Here is a 22,429-nt window from a genome sequence, read left to right as displayed (position 1 = left end):
GTCGAACTCGCCGACATCACCCAAACCCACGTCCCCACCCTCCGCACCGTCCACGCCATCAGCGACCTCCTCGCCCACAGAACCGCCGCATGAGGGAGGACAGGCCGCTCACCGACTCCGCCTGCGGGTACTGCGGGGTGGGCTGCGGCCTGACTGTGCACGTGCAGGACAATGGAATCGTGAAGGTCACCTCGGCGCACGACGACCCGGTGGCCCACGGCACTCTCTGCATCAAGGGCCGCTTCGGCCGCCAGTACGTACAGAACCGGGGCTGATCAGGACATGGGACGAGTCACGGAACGTCGCAAGGTGCTCCGCATCCGGGACGGGGCGGTCTCCTCCCGGCCGGACACGCTGGTCGCCGAGGAACCGCTGGAGATCCGGCTGAACGGCAAGCCGCTCGCGATCACCATGCGCACCCCGGGCGACGACTTCGCCCTGGCGGCCGGGTTCCTGGTCAGCGAGGGTGTGCTGGCGACCGGATCCGATCTGCAGAACATCGTCTACTGCGCCGGGGCGACCGTGGACGGCTCCAACACCTACAACGTGGTCGACGTACGGACCACACCCGGCGTGGTGATCCCCGACATCACCCTGGAGCGGAACGTCTACACCACCTCGTCCTGCGGTCTGTGCGGCAAGGCGAGTCTCGACGCGGTCCGGACCACGGCCCGCTGGCCCATCTCCGACACTCCCCCGGTCCGCATCGAGGCCGACCTGCTCGCAAGCCTCCCCGACCGGTTGCGTGCGGCACAGCGGGTCTTCGACCGGACCGGGGGTCTGCACGCGGCGGCCCTCTTCGGCGAGGACGGGGAACTCCTCGACATACGTGAGGACGTGGGCCGCCACAACGCCGTCGACAAACTGGTCGGCCGTGCCCTGCAGAACGACGAGCTCCCCCTGTCCCGCTCGATCCTGCTCGTCTCCGGCCGGGCCTCCTTCGAGCTCGCCCAGAAGGCGGTGATGGCCGGCATCCCCGTCCTGGCCGCCGTCTCCGCCCCCTCCTCGCTCGCCGTCGACCTCGCCGCCGAGACCGGGCTGACCCTGGTCGGGTTCCTGCGCGGCACGTCCATGAACGTGTACGCGGGCGAGGACCGGATCGCGCTGCGGGCGAGCGTCAGTCCCGCGTGAAGGTGACCTCCGCCGTCCGCACCACCGACCCCAGCCGAGGGAAGTCCAGCCGCACCGACGCGTCGTGCTCGGCCGCCGTGAACGCGGCCATGGCGTCCTCGGCGAAGACCAGGTCGTAGCCGAGGTCGCCCGCGGCGCGCGCCGTGGACTCGACGCCGAGGTTGGTGGCGATCCCGCCGAACACGAGGGTGGTGACGCCGAGTCGGCGGAGGTGGTCGTCGAGTCCGGTGCCCTGGAAGCCGCCGATGGTCCGCTTCACGATCTCGATGTCGCCGTCCCGCGCGAGTCCGGCCACCAGCCCGCTGCCGGGCGGCTGTTCGGCGACGCCGGGGCGTTCGACGCGGATGAGGACGACGGGGGCGCCGGCCGAGCGGAAGGTGGCCGCCAACTCCTCGGCGGCGGCGAGGACTTCGGTGCCCTTGCGGGGCTCCAGGGGCAGCGCGACGATCCGGTCCATCAGATCGACCAGGACGAGGGCGCTGCGCGCGGGGTCGAGGGGTGCGGTCATGACGGAACGTTATCCGCCGTCAGCCCTCCGTACCGGAAATCCGATCAATAGACTTCGCCCACCGCGCGCCGGCCGCTCGATTACGCGTACCTGACGTCAGCCCTGACGCCCCGTCACCACCCGTCCGGCGTAGTCGGATCCGGCGGCACACCCCGGCGGCAAGTGGCTCGTTGATGACGGTGAGTTCAACGGGCCGTGTCTTGTCGGAACCGGCCCGTCGTCCAGTAGGAGGCAGTCACTTGGATGCCGGCACCACCCTCCTCGGATCGTTACTGGCGGCCGCCGGCGTACTGGGCGCGGCGGCCGTGGCGTATCTGGGCAAGCGCGGGGAGAACGCGCTGAGCGGCTACTCCAGTCTGACCGAGAAGCTGCAGACCGAGCGCGACCGGCTGGAACGCCAGGTCGCCGAACGCGACTCGCGCATCGATGAGTTGACCTCGCTGCACACCGCCGACCAGTCGGAGATCGCGCGGCTCAGGCTCGACATCCACCGACTCGGAGGTACGTCGTGAGGGCACGCTTCGAACGGCTGCTCGCGGCGCGTTGGCGCAGCGTCTTCCTCGTCTGCATCCTGGTCGCCCTCTCCGGGATCGCGGTGATCCTGTGGGCGCGCATCGACGCCGGGGACCGCCGGGCCGCCGAGATGCAGGCGGAGGCGGACCGGCGCGGCAAGGCCGTGTCCACGCTGGCGCAGGACGTGCGTGAGCTGCGCGCCCAGGTCGAGGCCGGCGGCGGCACCCCGGCGGCGCCCGACCCGTCCGACGCGGTCGACGACCTGATCGACCGCATCCGGGTGCCCGCGGCGCCACCCGGTGAGCGCGGCGAGAAAGGCGACCGCGGAGCCACCGGGGCGGGTGGCGCCCCCGGCGCCCGTGGACCGCGCGGTGAGCCCGGACCATCGGGGCCGCCGGGACCGGAGGGCTCCCCCGGCCCGTCCGGCTCGCCCGGCGACCCGGGGGAGCCCGGTGAGCCCGGTGAGCCGGGCCCCGTGGGTGCCGAGGGCTCCGCCGGGCCGGTGGGCCCCGCCGGTGTCGACGGCACCCAGGGGACGCAGGGCGTCCAGGGCCCCAAGGGTGACAAGGGCGACAAGGGCGATCCCGGCCCGCAGGGCGACCCGGGTCCCGCCTGCCCCGAGGGCTACACCCTCCAGGTCCCGGCCGACGATCCGGACGCGCTGGTCTGCCGCCGGGCGGGCGCGGCCGTCCCGGCACCGGCCCCCGGTTCCGCCGCCGTCCTGCCGGTCCTGGCGCTGGTGCCCCGCCGCCGGGTGAATACGCGAGCCTTGTGAGGCGTGGGAGACGCCAACTGGCCTCTGCGACGTGCACGTTGAACACGGGAGGTCCGGGCGACCGTGTTGATGAAGGGCAGGTCGCACCGTGTCGTCGAGGTTTCGTGCACGTCTGAGAACCGTCAGCGTCACCTTTCTGGCCCTCATCGCCTCACCGCTCCCCGCGCACGCCCGGCCCGCCGCCCCGCTCCCGGAGTTCGAGGAACAGATCCTCTTCAAGGCCTCGCAGGATCCCGGATACGCCTGTTTCCGCATCCCCGCGATCGTGCGGACCACGGACGGCACGCTGCTCGCCTTCGCGGAGGGCCGGGTCCTCAACTGCGGGGGCGCCGCCGACAGCGACATCATCCTGAAGCGCTCCACGGACGGCGGCCGCACCTGGGGCCCGCTGCAGGTGGTCGACGACGACGGCAGCGGCGACAGCCACGGCAACCCGGCGCCCGTCGGGGACCGGGAGACCGACCGCATCCTGCTGGCGGAGACGTACTGCACGGGCCGTACGGGCGGCCGGAGTTGCGACATCCCGTGCGACCGCACCCCCGTCCGCCGTACTGCGACCGCACCCCCGTCCGCAGTACAGCGACGACGACGGTCTCACGTGGTCGGCGCCGCGCGATCCGAGCTCGGAGATCCTGCCGCCGGAGTGGAACTCCTGGTACGCCACCGGCCCCGTGCACGGCATCCGGCTCAGCCGCGGCCCGTACGCCGGACGGCTCGTCCTCGGCGTCAACGCCGAGACATGGGACGGCGGCCGGGTGAGCGCCGACCACGCGGCGCTGGTCGTCAGCGACGACGGCGGGGAGCGCTGGCGGGTCGGTGCGAGCGAATCCTGGTCGGCGGCCGGGAGCAGGACGGCACCGACCCCGGCCACCGCGACCAGGCCGTCAGCCTCGACGGCGCAGACAGCTTCGCCGTCCCCTTCCGGGCTCTGCCGGACCTCTACGCGCCCCAGGTGCAGGGCTCGATGCTCCGCCTGGGCGGCCGCCTTCTGCCGGCCTGCCCGGCCGACCCCGACCGCCGCCGGACGATGACGGTCCGCTCCTCCTACGACGGCTCAGAGACCTGGGACGGCGTCGACCGCGGCACGGTCGTGACGAAGGACCGGGCGGGCTACTCCGACATGGCGGAGATCGGGCCGGACACCGTGGGCCTGATGTAAGAGGGCGGCGCGGTCGACGTCCGTGACGAGATCCGCTTCGCCCGCTTCACCGAGGACTGGCTCGCCCCGCGCCGCGACCCGGACCCCACCACCGCCGATCTGGTCCTGGGCGCCGGACGCGCGGCCGTGCTCGGCGACGCCCAGGAGACCGCCGGGGTGATCGGGGGCGCGCTGTCCTTCGACGGCGCCGACGATGCCGTACGCCTGCCCTACCGGGGCGAACTGCCGCTCGGGACGGAGGACTTCACGGCGTCGCTGTGGTTCCGGTCCTCGGCGACGGCCGGTGAGCAGCCGCTGCTGTGGATGGGCGGCGTCGGCACCACACAGCCGCAGGTGTGGCTGCGTGCCGAGCCCGGGAACGACCGGGTGCAGGGCCTGATCACGGTCCGGGACGCGGCCATGGCACCGCGGTCGGCCTCGGTGCGGGCCGGCGGCGCGTACAACGACGGCGCGTGGCACCATCTGGCGCTGCGGCGCGGCGGCGGGCGGCTGTCGCTGTTCCTCGACGGTACGGCGGTCGGTACCGCGGACGCTCCGAGCGGCTCGGTCAGCCGGAACTCGCCCTTCGGGGTGCACATCGGGCAGCGCATGGACGGGCGGGCCTTCTTCACCGGCGCGATCGACGACGTCCGCGTCTGGGACCGGGCGCTCGACGACGAGGAACTGGCCGACGGCCTCCAACCCGGGAACGCCGTCCTCTGGCTGCCCATGGACCATGTGAGCGACAGCCACTAACGTCCCTCAGGTGCCCGACGACGTACGAGCACGGCAGCGGACGGGAACGGGGCTCGGTCTGTTGCTGGCCCTGGTCCTCGGAGCTGTGCTGCTCACCGCGCTGCCCGAGGACGACGATCGACAGGATGCGGGCGACTGCATACCGCATACCGTCGACTCGTGGTCGACCGACGACCGGCTCACCGCCGAGTTCGCCCGCTACGGCGACGACGCCACCCGCACCGACGACTGGACCGGCGGCGACGGCACCCACTCGGTGCGGCTGCCGGACGGGCGGGTGCTGTGGCTGTTCTCGGACACCTATCTCGGCCAGGTGTACGCCCCGCCCAACCCGGTGGGCGAGTCGTTCACCTGGCGGGACACCACCGCCCCGCTGGTGCGCAACTCGGCGGTGCTGATGCGCGACGGTCGGCTGGAGTCCACCCTGCCGGCCCCGCTCTTCGCCGACCCGGCCCCCAACCAGTGGCGGTGGCCGGTCGCGGCCCGGGTCGAGCCCCGGTCGCCCGGGGCGGACGAGCAGGTCGTACGGGTGCTGCTGTGGGTGCGGACGGCCGCGGCGGCACCGTGGATCTACGGCATGCCCACCGCCACCGAGGTGGCCACGCTCTCCCTGCCCGACCTGCGTGTCGAGTCCGTCACCCGCGTCATGGACCAGCAGCTGGTCCCCGATCCCTCCCGGCGGGTCCTGTTCGGCACGACACTCGTCGAGGACGGCGGCTTCACGTACGTCTTCGGCGGCGACGACGGTCAGGCGGTGTCCCGCCCGGTCTCCTCGGCGTATGTGGCCCGGGTGCCCGAGGGCAGGCTCGGGGAGCCGGGGGCGTGGGAGTACTGGAACGGCTCCGGGTGGGCCTCCGGCGCCCGCCCGGCCCCCGTCCTCGGCGACGAACGGAAGCGCACCGGAGTGGGCAGCGCCTTCTCCGTCGTACGCGAGGACGGGACGTACGTCCTGTTCACCATGGCCGCGGGCACCGCGGGACTGACCACCGTCACCTCCTACTGGGCCTGCTCCCCCACCGGGCCGTGGCACGGGCCGACGAAGGACTTCGGTGCCGCGCTGCCGGAGGGCGACGTGGCGGCGTACAACCCGCAGGTCCATCCAGCCCTGTCCGACAGCGGCGCGGGGAGCGGCGGCGGGCGGCTCGTGCTCAGTTACGACGTCAACTGGCTGGAGCCGGCCGCCGCGGCCGCCCAGCTCAACCGGAACGTGTCCCTGTACCGACCGCGCTTCGTGACGCTGAGGCTGAAGCCGACGGGCTGACCTGTGCGCCCGGCCCCTCGCCCGCGGCCACGCCCTCGCGCTCGTCCTCCAGGACCGGGTCCTGGGAGCGGCGCTTGGCGATCACCGCGCACACCATGAGCTGCATCTGGTGGAAGAGCATCAGCGGCAGCACCGCCAGCGAGGCGTGCGCGCCGAACAGGACGCTCGCCATGGGCAGTCCGGAGGCGAGGGACTTCTTCGACCCGGCGAACTGGATGGCGATCCGGTCCTCCCGGTCGAAGCGCAGCGCCTTGGCGCCGTACCAGGTCAGCGCGAGCATCACGGCGAGGAGCACGGCCTCGACGGCGAGCAGTCCGGCCAGGCGCAGCGGGCTCACCTGGTGCCAGATGCCCTGGACCATGCCCTCGCTGAACGCGGTGTAGACGACGAGGAGGATCGAGCCCCGGTCGACCAGGCCGAGGACCTTCTTGTGCCGGGCGATGAACCCGCCGATCCAGCGCCGCAGCAACTGCCCGGCGACGAACGGCACCAGCAGCTGCAGCACGATCTCGACGAGCGAGTCGGCGGAGAACCCGCCCGCGCTGCTGCCGAGCAGGGCGGCGGCGAGCAGCGGGGTGATGACGATGCCGACCAGCGAGGAGAAGGAGCCGGCGCAGATCGCGGCGGGCACGTTGCCGCGGGCCATGGAGGTGAAGGCGATCGACGACTGGATCGTCGAGGGGACGAGCGTCAGGAAGAGCAGTCCCTGGTAAAGGGGCTGGGTCAGCAGCACCGGGACCAGGCCCCGGGCCGCCATCCCGAGCAGCGGGAAGAGGACGAACGTACAGGCCAGGACCGTGACGTGGAGCCGCCAGTGCTTGAGTCCGTCCAGTGCCTCGCGGGTGGACAGCCGCGCCCCGTAGAGGAAGAAGAGGAAGGCGATCGCGGCGGTGGAGGCGCCGGAGGCCACGTCCGCGCCCGTCCCGCGCGCCGGGAGGAGGGCGGCGAGGCCCACCGTTCCCAGGAGCAGCAGGATGTACGGGTCGATCGGCATCCAACTCGGCCAGCGCAGGCGTTTCACAGTGCTCCATCTAGCGTGTGTCTCACGGCGGTACGGGGGCCGCAGGACCCCCCTTCATCGTCCTCCTCCGGACCGCGATCGGGAATCCGGCATACGGCTCTGACTGTCATCACGTTCCGCGATAAGCTGCGGGACATGTACGACCCGTCCCAGTTGCGCACGTTCCTGGCGGTGGCCCAGACCCTGAGTTTCACGCAGGCCGCCAAGCGGCTGGGGCTGCGCCAGTCGACGGTCAGCCAGCATGTCCGGCGTCTGGAGGACGCGGCCGGACGGCAGTTGTTCACCCGGGACACCCACTCCGTGGAGCTCACGGAGGACGGCGAGGCGATGCTCGGCTTCGCACGCCGGATCCTGGAGGTGCACGAGCAGGCGTCGGCATTCTTCACGGGTACCCGGCTCCGCGGGCGGCTGCGCTTCGGCGCCTCGGAGGATTTCGTGCTGACCCGCCTCCCGGAGATCCTGGAGGGCTTCCGCTACGACCACCCCGAGGTCGACCTGGAGCTCACGGTGGAGCTCTCGGGCACGCTCCACGAACAACTGGCCGCCGGAAAGCTGGACCTTGTCCTGGCCAAGCGCCGCCCCGAGGACCCGCGCGGCGAACTGGTCTGGCACGACAGGCTGGTCTGGATCGGCGCGGAACGCCTCCGCCTGGACCCCGACCGTCCGGTCCCCCTGATCGTCTACCCCCCGCCCGGCATCACCCGGGCCCTCGCCCTGGAGGCCCTGGAACGCCAGGGCCGGGAATGGCGCATCGTCTGCACCAGCGGCAGCCTCAACGGCCTCATCGCGGCGGCCCGGGCGGGCCTCGGCGTGATGGCCCACTCACGGGGCCTGATCCCGCCGGGCCTGGCACGGATGCCGGACCGGGCGGGCCTGCCGGAACTGGGCCGGGTGGACTTCGTGCTCGTCCACGGGCGCCGGCAAGCGGCGGCACAGGACGCGGCGGACGCCCTGGCGACGGCGATCCTGGCGGGCGGAGACCGCTTGCACCGGCGGTAGGCACTCACCGAAGGCTGCCGCACGGGGCGCCGGCCCGGTTCACGGTCGGGTCCGGTGCCGGTGTGGGCGCCGCGTCAGGTGTGACGGATTCGGATGCCGAGACGCTGATACAGGAGACGACTGGGCGACGGAACTGATCATTCCGTCGGTGGACGTGGACCGTAGACGGGTCGTACAGATTCGGTGGAGATTACGGCACCGAAACTTACTCAACCGTCAGTTTTCTGTCCGACCCTTCCCCATGTGAGCGCATTTTCCGGCGCTGACCAGTGCATACCTGAACAGTGCTCGGATTCGCACCCCTCCCGCCCCGCCGCCGGGTGGGGTAGCTTTCACGGCGCTGTGCGGAGCGTCACCGGGAGCGGGACCAGGGAGCCGGACCAGGGAGCGGGGAGCGGGGTTTGCGCGAATTCACCAATCCTCCGTTGGCGTTGCCGGCCCCCGTGGGAGGACTGGCCGACGTCGTGTTCCGGCGTGCCCAGGAGGACCCTCTGCACATCGCGCTCGGCCGCAAGGACGAGCAGGGCGAGTGGCGGGACGTGTCGTCCGCGGAGTTCCGGGACGAGGTGCTCGCCCTCGCCAAGGGGCTGCTCGCCCAGGGCATCCGGTTCGGCGACCGGGTCGCCATCATGTCCCGCACCCGCTACGAGTGGACCCTCTTCGACTACGCCCTGTGGACGATCGGCGCCCAGGTGGTGCCGATCTACCCCACCTCCTCGGCCGAGCAGTGCTTCTGGATGCTCTACGACGCCGAGTGCACGGCGGCGGTCGTGGAGCACGAGGACCACGCGATGACGATCGCCACCGTCATCGACCGGCTGCCGCATCTGCGCCAGCTGTGGCAGCTGGACGCGGACCCCGTCCCGGCGCTGTACGACGCCGGTGCCGCCATCGACGACGACGTGGTGCACCGGCACCGGCAGGCGGTCACCCCGGACTCGGTCGCCACGATCATCTACACCTCGGGCACGACCGGCCGCCCCAAGGGCTGTGTCATCACCCACGGCAGTTTCATGTGGGAGGCGGACACGGTCGCCGAGTACTGGGAGCCGGTGTTCCACTCCAAGAAGGGCGACGAGGCGGCGACCCTGCTGTTCCTGCCGCTCGCACATGTCTTCGGGCGGATGGTGCAGGTCGCCGGGATCACCCGGGGGGTCCGCTTCGGCCACCAGCCGCAGCTGAACGCCGCCGCCCTGCTGCCGGACCTGGCCGCGTTCCGGCCGACGTTCATCCTCGCGGTGCCGTACATCTTCGAGAAGGTCTTCAACTCCGCCCGCCGCAAGGCCGAGAAGGAGGGCAAGGCCGGGCCCTTCGAGAAGGCCGTCGAGGTCGCGGTGAAGTACGCGGAGGCCATCGAGGCCAAGGCGTGGGGCATCGGCCCCGGCCCCTCGGCGGGTCTGCGCATGCAGCACCAGCTCTTCGACAAGCTCGTCTACGCCAAGGTGCGGGCCGCGATGGGCGGCCGGCTCCGCAACGCGATGTCGGGCGGCTCGGCGATGGACCGCCGGCTCGGCCTGTTCTTCGCGGGCGCGGGGGTACAGATCTACGAGGGCTACGGCCTGACCGAGTCGACGGCGGCGGCGACCGCCAATCCGCCCGGACGCACCCGCTACGGCTCCGTCGGACAGCCCATCCCGGGCGTCACCGTGCACATCGCGGACGACGGCGAGATCTGGCTGCACGGTCCCAACATCTTCCAGGGCTACCTGAACAACCAGAAGGCCACCGACGAGACCCTGCACGACGGCTGGCTCGCCACCGGCGACCTGGGCTCCCTCGACGAGGACGGCTTCCTCACCATCACCGGCCGCAAGAAGGAGATCCTCGTGACCTCCGGCGGCAAGAGCGTGGCCCCCGGCCTGCTGGAGGAACGCGTCCGGGACCATCCGCTGGTCGCCCAGTGCATCGTCGTGGGCAACGACCGCCCCTACATCGCCGCCCTGGTCACCCTCGACCAGGAGGCCGTCGAGCACTGGCTGGCGATGCGCGCCAAACCGCAGCTGACCCCGTCCGAGCTGGTGCGCGACGCTGACCTGGAGACGGAGGTGCGCCGCGCCGTGGTCGCCGCCAACACTCTGGTCTCGCAGGCCGAGTCGATCCGGACGTTCCGGATACTGGCGCAGCCGTTCACCGAGGAGCACGGGCTGCTGACGCCGTCGCTGAAGCTGAAGCGCAAGGCGATCGAGACGACGTACGCGAGCGAGGTCGAGGCCCTGTACCGGGCCTGAGGCGGTTCCCGGTGGGTTCCCGGCAGGTTCCCGGCGGATTCCGACCGATTCCGCGGTCAGGAATGCATCAGCGCTGTTGATCGTTGACGATGGGAGTACCACCTGTCGACAACCGTAAGGATCAAGAGCTCGTGAGCAGCAAGGTCCCCCCGATCATCCTCAACAACGGCGTGGAGATGCCCCAGCTGGGCTTCGGCGTCTGGCAGGTCCCGGACGACGAGGCCGAGCAGGCGGTCAGCACCGCTCTGGAGGCCGGGTACCGCAGCATCGACACAGCGGCGATCTACGGCAACGAAGAGGGCACCGGCAAGGCGCTCGCCGCGTCCGGCCTGGCCCGCGAGGACATTTTCGTCACCACCAAGCTCTGGAACAGCGACCAGGGATACGACGCCACGCTGCGTGCCTTCGACACGTCGCTGCAGAAGCTGGGCCTCGAGTACGTGGACCTGTACCTCATCCACTGGCCCACCCCCGAGCGGGACCTGTACGTCGACACGTACAAGGCGTTCGAGAAGCTGCACGCCGACGGCCGTGTCCGCGCCATCGGTGTGTCCAACTTCGAGCCCGCGCACCTGGAGCGCCTGATCGCCGAGACGTCCGTCATCCCGGCTGTCGACCAGATCGAGCTGCACCCGCACCTCCAGCAGGGCGCGGCCCGCGAGTACCACGCGGAGCAGGGCATCGCCACCGAGGCCTGGTCACCGCTCGGCCAGGGCAAGGGCCTCCTCGAGGTCCCGGCGATCGTGGCCATCGCGCAGAAGCACGGGCGCACTCCGGCGCAGGTCGTGCTGCGCTGGCACCTTCAGCTGGGCAATGTCGTGATCCCCAAGTCCGTGACGCCGTCCCGGATCAAGGAGAACATCGAGGTCTTCGACTTCAGCCTGGACACCGAGGACCTCGCGGCGATCAGCGCGCTCAACGAGGACCGGCGGCTGGGTCCGGACCCGTCGACGTTCAACGTGGCCTGACGGCAAGCCGGTTCGGGGCCCGGGCGGTTGTGCACCGCCCGGGCCTTCGTCATGCCCCCGGGTCAGGCTCGGGGAACAGCCGGGCGAGGGCGGCGGTACGGCTGGAGACGCCGAGCTTCCGGAAGACGTTCTCCAGGTGCTTGCGGACGGTGCTGGGCGCCACCGTGAACTGCCGGGCGATCGCCTCGGTGCTGAGCCCGTCGGCGACGGCCCGCATGACGTCGAGTTCACGGACGGTGAGCCGGACCGGCGCCCGTCGCCGCAAGGCTGCTTCCCGGTAGACGGCGTACAGGTGGGGGCGGAGCAACTCCAGTACGAGGCGGTCGCGTTCGGTGAAGCGGCGTGCGTCCTCGCGGCCGAAGTTGTACGTACGGATGCGCCCCGGTGCGCTGGGCAGCATCACGAAGAGAATGTTGACGGCCGGGCGCAGGTACTCCGTGTAGAACGGCAAGTTCCGGAACTCCCGAGCGGAGAAGAAGTCCAGGTGCTGGGCCACCGGCAGGCGGCCGCAACTCTGTTCGGCCAGCCGGCAGTACGGGACCTGGTGCCGCCACCGCCAGTAGGCATCGACGTCCGGTTCCTCGTAGTCGCCCCCGTACAGGGCCTCCTCGAGGTACAGATACCGACGGGTGGGGATGTCGAGCTCGTCGAATCCTGCGATGTCGCACGGGATCAGCCGACCGAGTCCGCGCAGGAGGCTGCGGGGCGGGAAGTCCTCGCCGTCGTCGTGCCGTGCCTCGTCGAGGACATCGAACATCGCCCGCAGATCCCGTGCCGTGACCGAGTGACGGCTCATGACCGTCTCCTCTCGCCGAACTCATTCGACGGTACCGCTCGGGGGCCGAGGGATTCGCCAAATGACGAATGGTGGTCGGGGCGGGGTGAGTTCACCGTGGACCCCAGGTATTCGCACCACGAACGGGGTTCAGCAATGAAGACACGAACACGGACACGGTCGCTCACGGTGGCCTGCGCGGCCGTCGCCCTCGTGGCCGGCACGGTGGTCGCGGCACAGGCCGACGCGGCAGCGCCCGCGCCGCCGCGGTGCTACGGCTACTACGCCACGGTGTGGGGCGGCAACGGGCCCGATGTCCTCAACACCGGCTCGGCCAGGGACATCGCCGTCGGTCTCGGCGGGAACGACGCGATCAGCAGCGGCGGAGGCAACGACGTCGTCTGTGGTGACGCGGGGAACGACCGGCTGTACGGAGGGAGCGGCGATGACCGGATCGCGGGTGAGGGAGGCCTCGACTTCCTCCGGGGGAACGGGGGCGTCGACCGGCTCAGCGGGTTCGGCGGCAACGACACCCTGCGGGGCGACATGGGTGGCGACACCATGGACGGCGGCGACGGCCACGACTTCGCACGTGACTGGGGCAACGACACTTTGACGGGCGGCGCCGGCCGGGACACCCTCAGGGGCAGCGCGGGCGACGACACGTTCTTCGCCCGGGACGGCGAGCGCGACGCAATCTACGCCTACGCCGGCTACGACCGCTGCTACGTCGACCGGCTGGACGTGGTCTTCGGCTGCAACTACGTGCAGCGCGGCTAGCGCGTCACGAGGGGCGCCCCCGCCGGGGAGGGGCGCCCCTTCCGCGCGTCACCGTCGCGTACGCGCTGACCAGGATCAGCGTGCACCCCGCCCACTGCGCGACCGTCGGCCGCTCCCCCAGCACCGCCGCCCCGAGCGCGAGCGCCCCGACGGGCGTGAGCAGCAGCAGGACCGCGCCGACGTGGCTCGGCAGGCGGGGTGAGTAGACGGCCACCATCAGCCAGCCGATGATGCCGCTGGTCAGCGCCGCGAGCGCGAGCCAGCCCAGGGCGGTGCCGGACGGGGTGGGGTCGAAGGCGCCCCAGGCCCAGCCGCCGAGGGCGGAGGCGAGGGTGGCCGAGAGGACGACCGCGGTGTAGGTCGTTCGGACATGGCCGTTGAAGCCGCCGCGGCGCAGCAGGAACAGGAAGCCGGAGTAGCTCAGGGCGGCGAGGATCGCGTGGACCGTGCCCGCGGCCGGGTCGCTGCCGCTCGCGCCCTCCTCGAACAGCCCTCCGGTGAGCACCACGCCGACGACCAGCACCGGCAGCCACAGCACGAAACGGCGGGGCACCCGCTCGTGGTCCACGGCCCAGGCCAGCAGCGGCACCAGCACGACCTGCACATTGACCAGTACGGTGGACAGTCCCGCGCCCACCTCGGTGATCGCCTTGGTCCACAGCAGCATGTCCCCGGCGAACAGCACCCCGCCCGCCAGTCCGTAGACCAACTGCCGCCGGGGCGGCGGGCCTTCGCGCCGGTACTCCGGGACGACGAGCAGCACCAGGGCGGGCAGGGCGAGCAGACAGCGGTAGACGGAGGCGGTACCGGCGTCCGCCCCGGACAGTTCGATGCACACCGGTGACACGGCGAGTGTCAGCGCGGCGACGGCCTGTCCCGCGCGCGGACCACCGGGCAGCCGGGGCGTGCGCCGGTGGTCTCGGACGGTGTCGGTGCCGGTCATGGAGCGAGGTCCTCGCGCCGGGGACGGAGATCGCCCGCGTACCCGTTCGCCGGGGGTCCATGCATGGGCCACGGGCCCGCCCGGCCGGCGGGGACGTCAGTTGGGCTGCCCGATCGGCCGTACGACCACGGTGTTGACGTCGACTCCCTCGGGCTGCCGGACGGCCCACACGATCGAGTCGGCGAGCTGGTCGGCGGTGAGGAGATGACCGGGCGGGAGACTGCCGTAGCTGTCCCAGAAGGGTGTCTCCACCCGGCCGGGCGCGATGTGGGTCACGCCGACGCCCCATTCGGTCACCTGCCGCCGGGTGTTCTCGGCGAGCCCGGTCACCGCCCACTTCGTCGCCCCGTAGATGTTGCCGGGCGTGGGCACGAACCCGGCGACACTCCCGACCAGCACGATCCGGCCGCGGGTCTCCTTCAGGGCGTCGATGGCGGCCCGGATGAGCAGCGCCGGGCCGAGGACGTTGGTCAGCACCATCTCGGTCCAGCCGGCCGGGTCGCCTTCGGCGACCGAGTCGTGCGTGGCGAACCCGGCGTTGGCGACGACCGTGTCCAGTCGGCCGAACTCCTTGAGCGTACGGTCGACCGCCGACCGCACACTGTCGTAGTCGGCCGCGTTGCCGACGAGCGTCAGCAGCTCGGCCGGGTTGCCGAGTTCCTCGGCGAAGCCGCGCAGGCGTTCCTCCCCGCGGCCGGTGACGGTGACCCGGTACCCGGCGTCGAGCAGCTGCCGTGCGACCGCGGCGCCGATGCCGCTGCCGCCGCCCGTGATCAGTGCGACGGGTGAGTCGGTCATGGTTGCCCCCTGTGGTGTTCCGCGGCGCGGGTCGCCCTGCGGATGCGTGTTCCCCCGCGGACTCGTGTTCCTCGCGGATGCGTGTTCCTCGCGGATCGTGTTGTCCTGCGGATGCCGGGAGTAGATCACTTGAAGCGTTCTCGAAGTCAAGGCCCGCAGCCGGTGCGGCACTCGGCGGACGGGAAGTGGCGGCGCCACTCCGTCTCGGTGAGGTCGCCGCCGGCCCAGGCGCACACCCGGTCCGCGGCCTGCTCGGGCGCCAACACGGCCGTGCGGTCGGCGAGATGGGGCGTGCGGATGTGCAACTGCCTGCCGTCGGGCGTGAATCGGAGGCTCCGCACGGGTCCGTCCCCGGCCCGCAGGGTCGCCGGGGGCAGGGTGGGCTCGTCGGTCTCCCACACCTGGACCGAGCCGTCGGGCGCGCTGCCCGCCAGCAGCGAACCGTCGGCGGAGAAGGCAGGCACCATCGGCTCTACGTGGACCGCTATGTCCTGTACGGCCACGCCGGGACCGCCCTGCTGGCCGGCGCGGCACTGGACCGGCTCGGGCGGCTGGTCCGGGCGCGGGGCGGGGTCCGGGCGGTGGCCGTGCTCGTCGCCGGGACGACCGCCTTCGCCCTGCTCGCAGCGCTGCCGGTGACGCTGCAGCTGCGGACCCCGCAGAGCCGTACCGACGACGTCACCGCCGTCGCGGAGGCGCTCCGCGCGGCCGGGGGCGGGGCCGACGGGGTGCTGTACATGCCGTCGCGGCGGCGTGTGTGGTCGCTGGTGGATCCGGGGTCCGTGCGCGGGCTGCGCGATCTGGCCCTGGAGCGCGGGCCGGTCGCCTCGCACACGCTGTACGGCACGGAGGCGCCCGCAGCCGACATCCGGGACCGTCTGCTGGGTGCGGAGCGCATCGTGGTGGCGAGAGACCCGGCCGGTCAGCCGGCCGACCGGGCGCCTCGGGAAGAGGTGAAGCGGCGGGTGCTCGCCGACCACTTCGTGGAGTGCGGCACCCGCCGGGTGCGGGGCGCGCAGATCAGCGTGTACGCCCGGCCGGGCCGCTGCTGATCACCCGGCGTCAGACCCCGCGGACCGCCGTGTGCACCGTGCGGGCCGCCAGGAAGAAGACGTCCGGCCGGTGGTGGATGCTCGCCTTGTCGTCGGGGTCGAGGAGGCGGTCGAGGGTGGCGAGGTCGTCGGCGTCGAGGCGTTCGCCGACGGCCTCGCGGATCCGGGTCAGGGTCGCGACGGCGACATGACGGGCCCGGTCCGTGGTCGGGGCGGGCAGGTCGAGCAGGAAGCTGCGGGTGCCGGTGTGCTTCAGGCCCACGGAGGCCAGCAGCGCGGGCCAGTCCTCGACCACGTCGACGGTGCCGGGCAGCGCGGCCCGCATCTCGGTGAACCAGTCCTCGTGCACCGCGTCGAGCCGGGCCTGCAGCCCGGGGCGTCCGATGCCGATGTCACGCGGCAGACACCGCGTCGGCAGACTGCCCTCCAGGAGCGCCAGCGTGCCGCCGGGAGCGAGCCGCTCGGCGAACGCGGCGATGCCGGCCCGCTGATCACCGAGGTGGTGCAGGCTCCAGCTGGCCCAGATGAGGTCGGCCGGGTAGTCCAAGTCGTCCAGTGCGCCGGGGAGTTCACCGGCGAGCGTGCCGAACCGGTCCCCGAACCCGAGCCGGTCGGCCCGCTCCCTGGCCCGTTCGAGCAGCGGCTCGGAACCGTCGACGGCGACGATCCGAGCGCCCGGGAAGGTCTCCGCGAGCAGACAGGAACCCACTCCGGGACCGCTGCCCACGTCGACGATCAGCCCCGGCTCGGTCTGCCGCTTGGCGAGCCACGCCATGGCCCGCTCGTACAGCGGCGTGTACAGCTCCGCCTGCTCCTCCATCATCGGGGCCATCGCGGCCCAGTCGAGGTCGGTGTGATCGTGACCGTGCCGGCCGTGCGAGCCGTGTGAGCCGTGCTGGTCGAGCTGGTCGTGGTGATCGTGCGCCATGGGGGTCAGCCTCTCGTCCTGGTGCCGCCAGCGTGCTCCGACGCACCGCGGGAAGGCCACCGCTGTTGCCGGGACGGCAAAAAACGCCTGACACCGCCGGGGCTTGTCGGACAAGCCCCGGCGGCCTGGGCGCTCCTGAAGGGGCGCGGTCAACCACACTCAACCCGCAGCCCCCGACGCACCGTTACGGCAACGGCGGGTAGGCGTTCTGCATCAGCTGCTGGAACTGCGCGGAGAACCAGTGGCCGGACAGCGGCGCGTTCGGCAGGGCACCGGACATGTTGTTGTTGTTGCGCGGGTTGCCCGTGTAGGTCGGGTCGCACATCCGGTCGAAGCCCTTGCCCTCGTCGTTCGGAATGGCGCTGCTGGCGCCGTCGGACTCGCCCGGAGGCTTGATCCAGACGTAGGCGTCGATCCCGGCCGCCGGGCTGGCCTGCGGACGCTCGCCGAGGCCGGCGCCGGACTGATTGCACCAGTTGCCGGTGTTGAGACGCCGGTCGATACGGCTGCCGTCGACGTAGGTGTTCACATCGGTCTTGGCACCGGGGCCGGTGGGCCGGGCGCTGCCGCCCCAGCCGTTGCGGGAGGTGTCGATGAGCATGCCGACGCCCGAGGGGAAGCCCTGGCTCACGGCCTCCTGACGGAAGGCCTGGGCGTAGGAGAGCTCGTCGACGTACCGGTTCCAGTCGACCCACTTCGACTCGCGCACGGACGTGCCGTTCACGGAGTCGTTGATGGTGTAGTGCGGCTCCTTCAACGCGCTGTAGTTGGCGGTGTTGGTGATGAAGCCGTGGACGTCGTTCACCGTCGCGCCCTCGGCGGTCGCCGCCTGTTTGATCGTCTGGACGGTCGCCGAGAAGTTGTCGTCCCAGCCGAGCCAGCCGTGGTGCCCGGCATCCACGTAGTTGTAGACGTTGGGGGCGTCACCGAGCTTGTTCAGCGCGTAACCGACACCCTTGGTGTAGTTGCCATTGGCCTTCATCGTGTCGCAGTTGGGGGTGGCGGTGGCCCGCGGCGAGACGTTGGTGACCAGGTTCGGCAGCGAGTCGAGCTCGACCGTGGTGACGATCCGCAGCGAGGCGTACTTGGGATCGGCGAGGATCGCGGCGATCGGGTCGATGTACTGCGTCTTGTACTTGTCGATGTCCGTCGGACCGAACTCACCGTTGGAGGCGAGCGCGGCACAGTCGCGGCCCGGCAGGTCGTAGATCACCAGCTGGACGGCGAGCTCGCCGCTGCCCTTCTGTTTCAGGGCCTCGTCGAGGTGCGCCCGCAGGCCCATCTTCCCTCCGGTGCCGTTGATCGCGGCGACCCGGTCCAGCCACACACCGGTGGGCTGGTTGGCGATGCGGCTGCCGCCGGGCTCGGCGGCGGCATTGGCCGACCACTCCGGGTTCACGTACACCTTGGCGCCGCTGTACGGGTTGTCGACCCGGGTGCCGGTTCCGGGGTCCGGCGGATCGGTCGGCCCGCCGCCGCCGTCGACGTTGCAGGTCACCCCGTCGAGAGTGAAGGTCGCCGGGATCGCGTTGGTGCCGCTGTAGGTGCCCTGGAAGCCGAAGCTGGTCGAACCGCCGGTGGCGAGCGTGCCGTTGTAGCTCTCGTTGGCGGCGGTGACTCCCGTCCCGCTCTGGGTGACCTTCGCGTTCCAGCCGCTGGTGACCTTCTGGTTCCCGGCGTACGACCACTTGACCGCCCAACTGGTCTTGGCGGCACCGTTGTTGGTGATCGTCACGGCGGCGGTGAAGCCGGAGCCCCAGTCGTTCTGGATCTTGTAGTCGACCGTGCAGGCCACGGCGGCCGTGCCGACGTCCGCCGGGTTGACGGCGAGCGCCGTCCCGGAGGCCCCGGCGACCAGGGCGATGGCTGCGAGAAGCGCAGTTCTGGTACGACTCATGAGTGCGGGTTTCCTTCTCCGATACGGGAATTACGGGTCAGGGAATTACCGGTCGGGGAGTTACGGGTTGCGGGACCCGGGCTGCGGTTCCAGGTGTTCCAGGACCAGCCCGAACAGGACAGGCCACGGTCGTCGAACCACTTCATGACCTGGTCGACGGAGGTGTGGCCGCAGCTGTTCTCAGCCACCGGCTGAGGTCGTTCGCGTACGCGAGCCCGCCGGCCGGGATCAGGTCGCCGGCGCCGGTCGCCCGTATGGCGTCGACGAGATCCTGCATACCGGACATCGGCTCGAACGGGCGTACTCCGGCTTGATGCCGGACAGGCCGAGCCGGCACGACGTCGGTGTGCATGTCGGCGCGGGCGAGGGGTCCGCGTCGGCATGGCGCGTCGTGCCGTTGAGCTCGAACGGGGTCGGTACGCCGTTGCTCCCCGACCAGGAGGCGAAGAACCCGGCGCTGACGCTCGCGCCGGCGACGGCTGAGAGTTCTGAAGGAGGGGGGTGTCGCGGGGGGTGTCGCATGAGCGACTCCTTGCAGATCAGCGCGTCGTGACGGACGCGTCGACTGATGGAATCGCTCCCACTGGTGCCCATGAAGCTAGCGCCAAGTGACGGCAAAGAACAGAGGAGTCACTTGACTTTTCCTCAACCACATCCATCGAATCTTTTCGACTCTTCAAGCACCTTGACCCTTCTCACCCTCATCCCCACTATGGGAGCGCTCCCACTGGTTCAAGCCTTGACTTCTCCGAGCCGCAAGGAGGAACCAGCACATGGCACCGAGAAGGAGACGCCGGGCTGTCCGGCGCTTATGGACGGCTGTCACGGCCGCCCTGGCACTTCCGTTCGCGTTGCTGAGCGCGAGTTCAACTCCCGCACAGGCAGCCGCAGTTCAGTGCAGTGTCGACTACAAGACGAACGACTGGGGCTCCGGCTTCACCACGGATGTGACGATCACCAACCGCGGTACGGAGGCCATCAACGGCTGGACTCTGACGTATGCCTACACGGGCAACCAGAGACTGACGAACGGCTGGAACGGCACCTGGTCCCAGTCCGGTCAGACGGTCACGGTGAACAACGCGGCCTACAACGGGAACATCGCGGTCGGCGCCGCCGTCTCCACCGGCGCGCAGTTCACCTACAGCGGCACCAACACCGCTCCGACGTCCTTCGCGGTCAACGGCACCACCTGCACCGGCGCCCACCAGCCGCCGATCACCGTGCTGACCAGCCCGGCCGCGGGCGCCGTCTACACCCAGGGCGACGCCGTCCCGCTCGCGGCGACCGCCGCGGCGGCGAACGGCGCGACGATCAGCAAGGTGGAGTTCTACGACGACACCACGCTGCTCGGCACCGACACGACGTCGCCGTACTCGCTCTCGGTCTCCAGCTTGACCGTGGGCAATCATTCCCTTGTCGCGAAGGGCTACGACAGCCTGGGCGCGTCGGCGTCGTCCACGCCGGTGGGCATCACGGTCGCCTCGGGTCCCGCCGTGGTGGCCTCGGTGACCCAACTCGCCGTGCAGCAGGGCAAGACGGGCACGTTCGGGGTGAAGCTGTCGACGCAGCCGTCCGCGAACGTGACGGTGACGACCACCCGCGCGAGCGGCAACTCGGGCCTGTCCGTGACCGGCGGGGCTTCCCTGACCTTCACCCCGTCGAACTGGAACACGGCCCAGAACGTCACCGTCTCGGCCGACTCCTCCGGCACGGGCGCGGCGGTCTTCGAGTCGACGGCGACCGGGCACGCCAAGGCGTCGGTGACGGTCACCCAGGTCGAGGCGGCGGGTGAGTACGACGCCCGTTTCCTGGAGCTGTACGGCAAGATCACCAACCCGGCGAACGGCTACTTCTCCCCCGAGGGCATCCCCTACCACTCGGTCGAGACGCTGATCGTCGAGGCTCCGGACCACGGTCACGAGACCACGTCGGAGGCGTACAGCTACCTCCTCTGGCTGCAGGCCATGTACGGCAAGGTGACCGGCGACTGGTCCAAGTTCAACGGTGCCTGGGACATCATGGAGAAGTACATGATCCCCACGCACGCCGACCAGCCGGCCAACTCCTTCTACAACGCCTCGAAGCCGGCGACGTACGCGCCCGAGCTGGACACCCCGAACGAGTACCCGGCGAAGCTGGACACCGGGGTGTCGGTGGGATCGGATCCGATCGCCGGTGAACTGAAGACTGCATACGGTACGGACGATGTCTACGGTATGCACTGGCTGCAGGACGTCGACAACGTCTACGGCTACGGCAACGCGCCCGGCAAGTGCGAGGCCGGACCGACCGACACCGGACCGTCGTACATCAACACCTTCCAGCGCGGTGCGCAGGAGTCGGTGTGGGAGACGGTGCCGCAGCCGACCTGTGACGCCTTCAAGTACGGGGGAAAGAACGGGTACTTGGACCTGTTCACCGGTGACGCCTCCTACGCCAAGCAGTGGAAGTTCACCAACGCCCCCGACGCCGACGCGCGTGCGGTGCAGGCCGCGTACTGGGCCGACAAGTGGGCCGACGCACAGGGCAAGGGCGGGCAGATCTCCGCGACCGTGGCCAAGGCCGCGAAGATGGGCGACTATCTGCGCTACTCGATGTACGACAAGTACTTCAAGAAGATCGGCAACTGTGTCGGTCCGAGCACCTGCCCGGCCGGCACCGGCAAGGACGCCTCGATGTATCTGATGTCCTGGTACTACGCCTGGGGCGGCGCCACCGACACCTCGGCGGGCTGGGCCTGGCGCATCGGCTCCAGCCATGCGCACGGCGGCTACCAGAACCCGATGGCCGCGTACGCGCTGAGCGCCTACGCCGACCTCAAGCCCAAGTCCGCGACGGGCGCCACCGATTGGGGCACCTCGCTGACCCGGCAGATCGAGTTCTACCGCTGGCTGCAGTCCGACGAGGGTGCCATAGCGGGCGGTGCGACCAACAGCTGGGCGGGCCGGTACGCGACCCCGCCGGCCGGGAAGTCCACGTTCTACGGCATGTACTACGACCAGCAGCCCGTCTACCACGACCCGCCGTCCAACCAGTGGTTCGGCTTCCAGGCGTGGTCGATGGAGCGGGTGGCCGAGTACTACCAGCAGACGGGGAACGCGGCCGCGAAGACCGTCCTCGACAAGTGGGTCGACTGGGCGCTGTCCAAGACCACGATCAACCCGGACGGCACCTACCAGATCCCGGCGACGCTCCAGTGGTCGGGCCAGCCCGACACCTGGAACCCGTCAAGTCCCGGCGCCAACAGCGGACTTCACGTCACCGTCGCCGACTACACCAATGACGTCGGGGTGGCCGCCGCGTACGCCAAGACCCTGACGTACTACGCGGACCGCTCCGGTGACACGCAGGCGGCGGCCACGGCGAAGGCGCTGCTGGACGGCATGTGGGACAACCACCAGGACGCGCTGGGCATCGCGGTGCCGGAGAACCGGGCCGACTACAACCGGTTCGACGACGGGGTGTACATCCCGTCCGGCTGGACCGGCACGATGCCGAACGGCGACGCGATCAACTCGTCGTCGACCTTCGAGTCGATCCGGTCGTTCTACGAGGACGACCCGGCCTGGTCGAAGATCGAGGCGTATCTCGCGGGCGGCGCGGTGCCGTCGTTCACGTACCACCGGTTCTGGGCCCAGGCGGACATCGCCCTGGCCATGGGTTCGTACGCGGAGCTTCTCGAATAGCCCCCGCGAAGCGCTCCGCGGGTTGGGCCGTGTTCGACTGCGGGTCCGTTGTGGCTGGTCGCGCAGTTCCCCGCGCCCCTTGAGGGGCGTGGTACGGCACCGCCCTCTTCCGCGGTACCGCTTGAAAGCTCCGCGTACGAGGTCTCGCCACCGGACGGCGGGGCCGACTCGCCGGGCGGTCCCCTCCCGCACTGGGGACCGCCCGGCACCTCTCGTAGCGATGAGAAAGCGCTTGCTACTCGCACCTTCCCGTCCTTGTGTCCCCCCAC

The 22,429-nt window shown here is 70.8% G+C and carries 19 protein-coding genes and 3 pseudogenes; 13 read left to right on the top strand and 9 right to left on the bottom strand.

All coding sequences use genetic code 11. The features are described 5' to 3' along the window. Positions 1 to 110: 110 nt before the first annotated feature. A pseudogene (locus PH203_RS08845) lies at positions 111 to 275 on the top strand (Fe-S-binding domain-containing protein); the annotation flags it as partial. Between the two features lie 7 nt (positions 276 to 282). Further along, on the top strand, positions 283 to 1,131 hold the full coding sequence (gene fdhD / locus PH203_RS08840; protein WP_289918227.1) for a formate dehydrogenase accessory sulfurtransferase FdhD: 849 nt from the start codon (positions 283 to 285) through the stop codon (positions 1,129 to 1,131). On the opposite strand, the gene PH203_RS08835 is transcribed toward fdhD, so the two are convergent. Then, the gene (locus PH203_RS08835) at positions 1,118 to 1,639 is read right to left on the bottom strand and encodes an isochorismatase family protein (RefSeq protein ID WP_289918226.1); all 522 of its coding nucleotides are present in this window, start codon (positions 1,637 to 1,639) and stop codon (positions 1,118 to 1,120) included. The genes fdhD and PH203_RS08835 overlap by 14 nt on opposite strands. 239 nt (positions 1,640 to 1,878) lie before the next feature. Between PH203_RS08835 and PH203_RS08830 the strand changes: the two genes are divergently transcribed. From PH203_RS08830 to PH203_RS08815, 5 genes and pseudogenes are all read left to right on the top strand, one after another. Continuing rightward, a complete protein-coding gene (locus tag PH203_RS08830; RefSeq protein WP_171146965.1) occupies positions 1,879 to 2,151 on the top strand; it encodes a hypothetical protein in 273 nt (90 codons plus the stop codon). Continuing rightward, positions 2,148 to 2,927, top strand: a complete 780-nt coding sequence (locus PH203_RS08825; RefSeq protein WP_289918219.1) for a collagen-like protein — start codon at positions 2,148 to 2,150, stop codon at positions 2,925 to 2,927. The genes PH203_RS08830 and PH203_RS08825 overlap by 4 nt, the downstream gene beginning before the upstream one ends. Positions 2,928 to 3,373: 446 nt before the next feature. Continuing rightward, a pseudogene (locus tag PH203_RS49650) lies at positions 3,374 to 3,958 on the top strand (sialidase family protein); the annotation flags it as partial. Between the two features lie 254 nt (positions 3,959 to 4,212). Further along, positions 4,213 to 4,821, top strand: a complete 609-nt coding sequence (locus tag PH203_RS49645) for a LamG domain-containing protein (protein ID WP_354671234.1) — start codon at positions 4,213 to 4,215, stop codon at positions 4,819 to 4,821. A 10-nt stretch (positions 4,822 to 4,831) separates the two neighbouring features. Continuing rightward, positions 4,832 to 6,082 carry a DUF4185 domain-containing protein gene (locus tag PH203_RS08815; protein WP_289918217.1) on the top strand — a complete coding sequence of 417 codons (1,251 nt, stop codon included), beginning with the start codon at positions 4,832 to 4,834 and terminating at the stop codon, positions 6,080 to 6,082. On the opposite strand, the gene PH203_RS08810 is transcribed toward PH203_RS08815, so the two are convergent. Next, a complete protein-coding gene (locus tag PH203_RS08810) occupies positions 6,018 to 7,076 on the bottom strand; it encodes a bile acid:sodium symporter family protein (RefSeq protein ID WP_289918299.1) in 1,059 nt (352 codons plus the stop codon). The genes PH203_RS08815 and PH203_RS08810 overlap by 65 nt on opposite strands. Positions 7,077 to 7,238: 162 nt before the next feature. On the opposite strand from PH203_RS08810, the gene PH203_RS08805 reads away from it, so the two are divergent. The 3 genes from PH203_RS08805 to PH203_RS08795 all read left to right on the top strand — a co-directional run bounded on the left by PH203_RS08805 (position 7,239) and on the right by PH203_RS08795 (position 11,298). Beyond that, entirely contained in the window at positions 7,239 to 8,102 is an 864-nt protein-coding gene (locus PH203_RS08805; RefSeq protein ID WP_289918215.1) for a LysR substrate-binding domain-containing protein, read from the top strand. Between the two features lie 401 nt (positions 8,103 to 8,503). After that, entirely contained in the window at positions 8,504 to 10,330 is a 1,827-nt protein-coding gene (locus tag PH203_RS08800) for a long-chain fatty acid--CoA ligase (protein WP_289918214.1), read from the top strand. A gap of 131 nt (positions 10,331 to 10,461) precedes the next feature. Beyond that, entirely contained in the window at positions 10,462 to 11,298 is an 837-nt protein-coding gene (locus PH203_RS08795) for an aldo/keto reductase (protein WP_289918212.1), read from the top strand. A 49-nt stretch (positions 11,299 to 11,347) separates the two neighbouring features. Here the strand turns inward: PH203_RS08795 and PH203_RS08790 are convergent, their stop codons facing one another. Continuing rightward, positions 11,348 to 12,094, bottom strand: a complete 747-nt coding sequence (locus tag PH203_RS08790; RefSeq protein WP_289918209.1) for a helix-turn-helix transcriptional regulator — start codon at positions 12,092 to 12,094, stop codon at positions 11,348 to 11,350. Positions 12,095 to 12,229: 135 nt separating this feature from the next. Between PH203_RS08790 and PH203_RS08785 the strand changes: the two genes are divergently transcribed. Continuing rightward, positions 12,230 to 12,853 carry a hypothetical protein gene (locus PH203_RS08785; RefSeq protein ID WP_289918208.1) on the top strand — a complete coding sequence of 208 codons (624 nt, stop codon included), beginning with the start codon at positions 12,230 to 12,232 and terminating at the stop codon, positions 12,851 to 12,853. Between the two features lie 4 nt (positions 12,854 to 12,857). Here the strand turns inward: PH203_RS08785 and PH203_RS08780 are convergent, their stop codons facing one another. The 3 genes from PH203_RS08780 to PH203_RS08770 form a co-directional block, all read right to left on the bottom strand. Continuing rightward, on the bottom strand, positions 12,858 to 13,796 hold the full coding sequence (locus tag PH203_RS08780; protein WP_289918207.1) for a DMT family transporter: 939 nt from the start codon (positions 13,794 to 13,796) through the stop codon (positions 12,858 to 12,860). Between the two features lie 96 nt (positions 13,797 to 13,892). Next, positions 13,893 to 14,594, bottom strand: a complete 702-nt coding sequence (locus PH203_RS08775; RefSeq protein WP_289918205.1) for an SDR family oxidoreductase — start codon at positions 14,592 to 14,594, stop codon at positions 13,893 to 13,895. 146 nt (positions 14,595 to 14,740) lie between these two features. Further along, positions 14,741 to 15,061: a hypothetical protein gene (locus PH203_RS08770; protein ID WP_289918204.1), complete on the bottom strand. Its 321-nt coding sequence runs from the start codon at positions 15,059 to 15,061 to the stop codon at positions 14,741 to 14,743. A 9-nt stretch (positions 15,062 to 15,070) separates the two neighbouring features. On the opposite strand from PH203_RS08770, the gene PH203_RS08765 reads away from it, so the two are divergent. After that, positions 15,071 to 15,646, top strand: coding sequence for a hypothetical protein (locus PH203_RS08765; protein WP_289918203.1), 576 nt, complete (start codon positions 15,071 to 15,073; stop codon positions 15,644 to 15,646). 10 nt (positions 15,647 to 15,656) lie between these two features. Here the strand turns inward: PH203_RS08765 and PH203_RS08760 are convergent, their stop codons facing one another. From PH203_RS08760 to PH203_RS08750, 3 genes and pseudogenes are all read right to left on the bottom strand, one after another. Then, on the bottom strand, positions 15,657 to 16,574 hold the full coding sequence (locus PH203_RS08760) for a class I SAM-dependent methyltransferase (protein WP_289918201.1): 918 nt from the start codon (positions 16,572 to 16,574) through the stop codon (positions 15,657 to 15,659). 184 nt (positions 16,575 to 16,758) lie between these two features. Beyond that, on the bottom strand, positions 16,759 to 18,471 hold the full coding sequence (locus PH203_RS08755; protein WP_289918199.1) for a glycoside hydrolase family 6 protein: 1,713 nt from the start codon (positions 18,469 to 18,471) through the stop codon (positions 16,759 to 16,761). Then, positions 18,468 to 18,766, bottom strand: a pseudogene (locus tag PH203_RS08750) (hypothetical protein); the annotation flags it as partial. The pseudogene PH203_RS08750 and the gene PH203_RS08755, both read right to left, overlap by 4 nt. 478 nt (positions 18,767 to 19,244) lie before the next feature. Between PH203_RS08750 and PH203_RS08745 the strand changes: the two are divergent. Next, a complete protein-coding gene (locus tag PH203_RS08745; RefSeq protein WP_289918197.1) occupies positions 19,245 to 22,160 on the top strand; it encodes a glycoside hydrolase family 48 protein in 2,916 nt (971 codons plus the stop codon). Positions 22,161 to 22,429: the final 269 nt, after the last annotated feature.

The sequence above is a fragment of the Streptomyces sp. S.PB5 genome, assembly GCF_030403745.1.
In the GTDB taxonomy this organism is placed as follows: domain Bacteria; phylum Actinomycetota; class Actinomycetes; order Streptomycetales; family Streptomycetaceae; genus Streptomyces.
The sequence above is the reverse complement of the archived record's forward strand: the minus strand, read 5'-3'. Positions and strand labels throughout refer to the sequence as shown.

What these genes read in the sequence shown, in the direction of transcription:
- PH203_RS08790 (WP_289918209.1), bottom strand. Translation starts at nt 12,094, where the DNA reads ATGAGCCGTCACTCGGTCACGGCACGGGATCTGCGGGCGATGTTCGAT.
- PH203_RS08775 (WP_289918205.1), bottom strand. Translation starts at nt 14,594, where the DNA reads ATGACCGACTCACCCGTCGCACTGATCACGGGCGGCGGCAGCGGCATC.
- PH203_RS08780 (WP_289918207.1), bottom strand. Translation starts at nt 13,796, where the DNA reads ATGACCGGCACCGACACCGTCCGAGACCACCGGCGCACGCCCCGGCTG.
- PH203_RS08835 (WP_289918226.1), bottom strand. Translation starts at nt 1,639, where the DNA reads ATGACCGCACCCCTCGACCCCGCGCGCAGCGCCCTCGTCCTGGTCGAT.
- PH203_RS08805 (WP_289918215.1), top strand. Translation starts at nt 7,239, where the DNA reads ATGTACGACCCGTCCCAGTTGCGCACGTTCCTGGCGGTGGCCCAGACC.
- PH203_RS08810 (WP_289918299.1), bottom strand. Translation starts at nt 7,076, where the DNA reads ATGCCGATCGACCCGTACATCCTGCTGCTCCTGGGAACGGTGGGCCTC.
- PH203_RS08755 (WP_289918199.1), bottom strand. Translation starts at nt 18,471, where the DNA reads ATGAGTCGTACCAGAACTGCGCTTCTCGCAGCCATCGCCCTGGTCGCC.
- fdhD (WP_289918227.1), top strand. Translation starts at nt 283, where the DNA reads ATGGGACGAGTCACGGAACGTCGCAAGGTGCTCCGCATCCGGGACGGG.
- PH203_RS08785 (WP_289918208.1), top strand. Translation starts at nt 12,230, where the DNA reads ATGAAGACACGAACACGGACACGGTCGCTCACGGTGGCCTGCGCGGCC.
- PH203_RS08770 (WP_289918204.1), bottom strand. Translation starts at nt 15,061, where the DNA reads ATGGTGCCTGCCTTCTCCGCCGACGGTTCGCTGCTGGCGGGCAGCGCG.
- PH203_RS08760 (WP_289918201.1), bottom strand. Translation starts at nt 16,574, where the DNA reads ATGGCGCACGATCACCACGACCAGCTCGACCAGCACGGCTCACACGGC.
- PH203_RS08745 (WP_289918197.1), top strand. Translation starts at nt 19,245, where the DNA reads ATGGCACCGAGAAGGAGACGCCGGGCTGTCCGGCGCTTATGGACGGCT.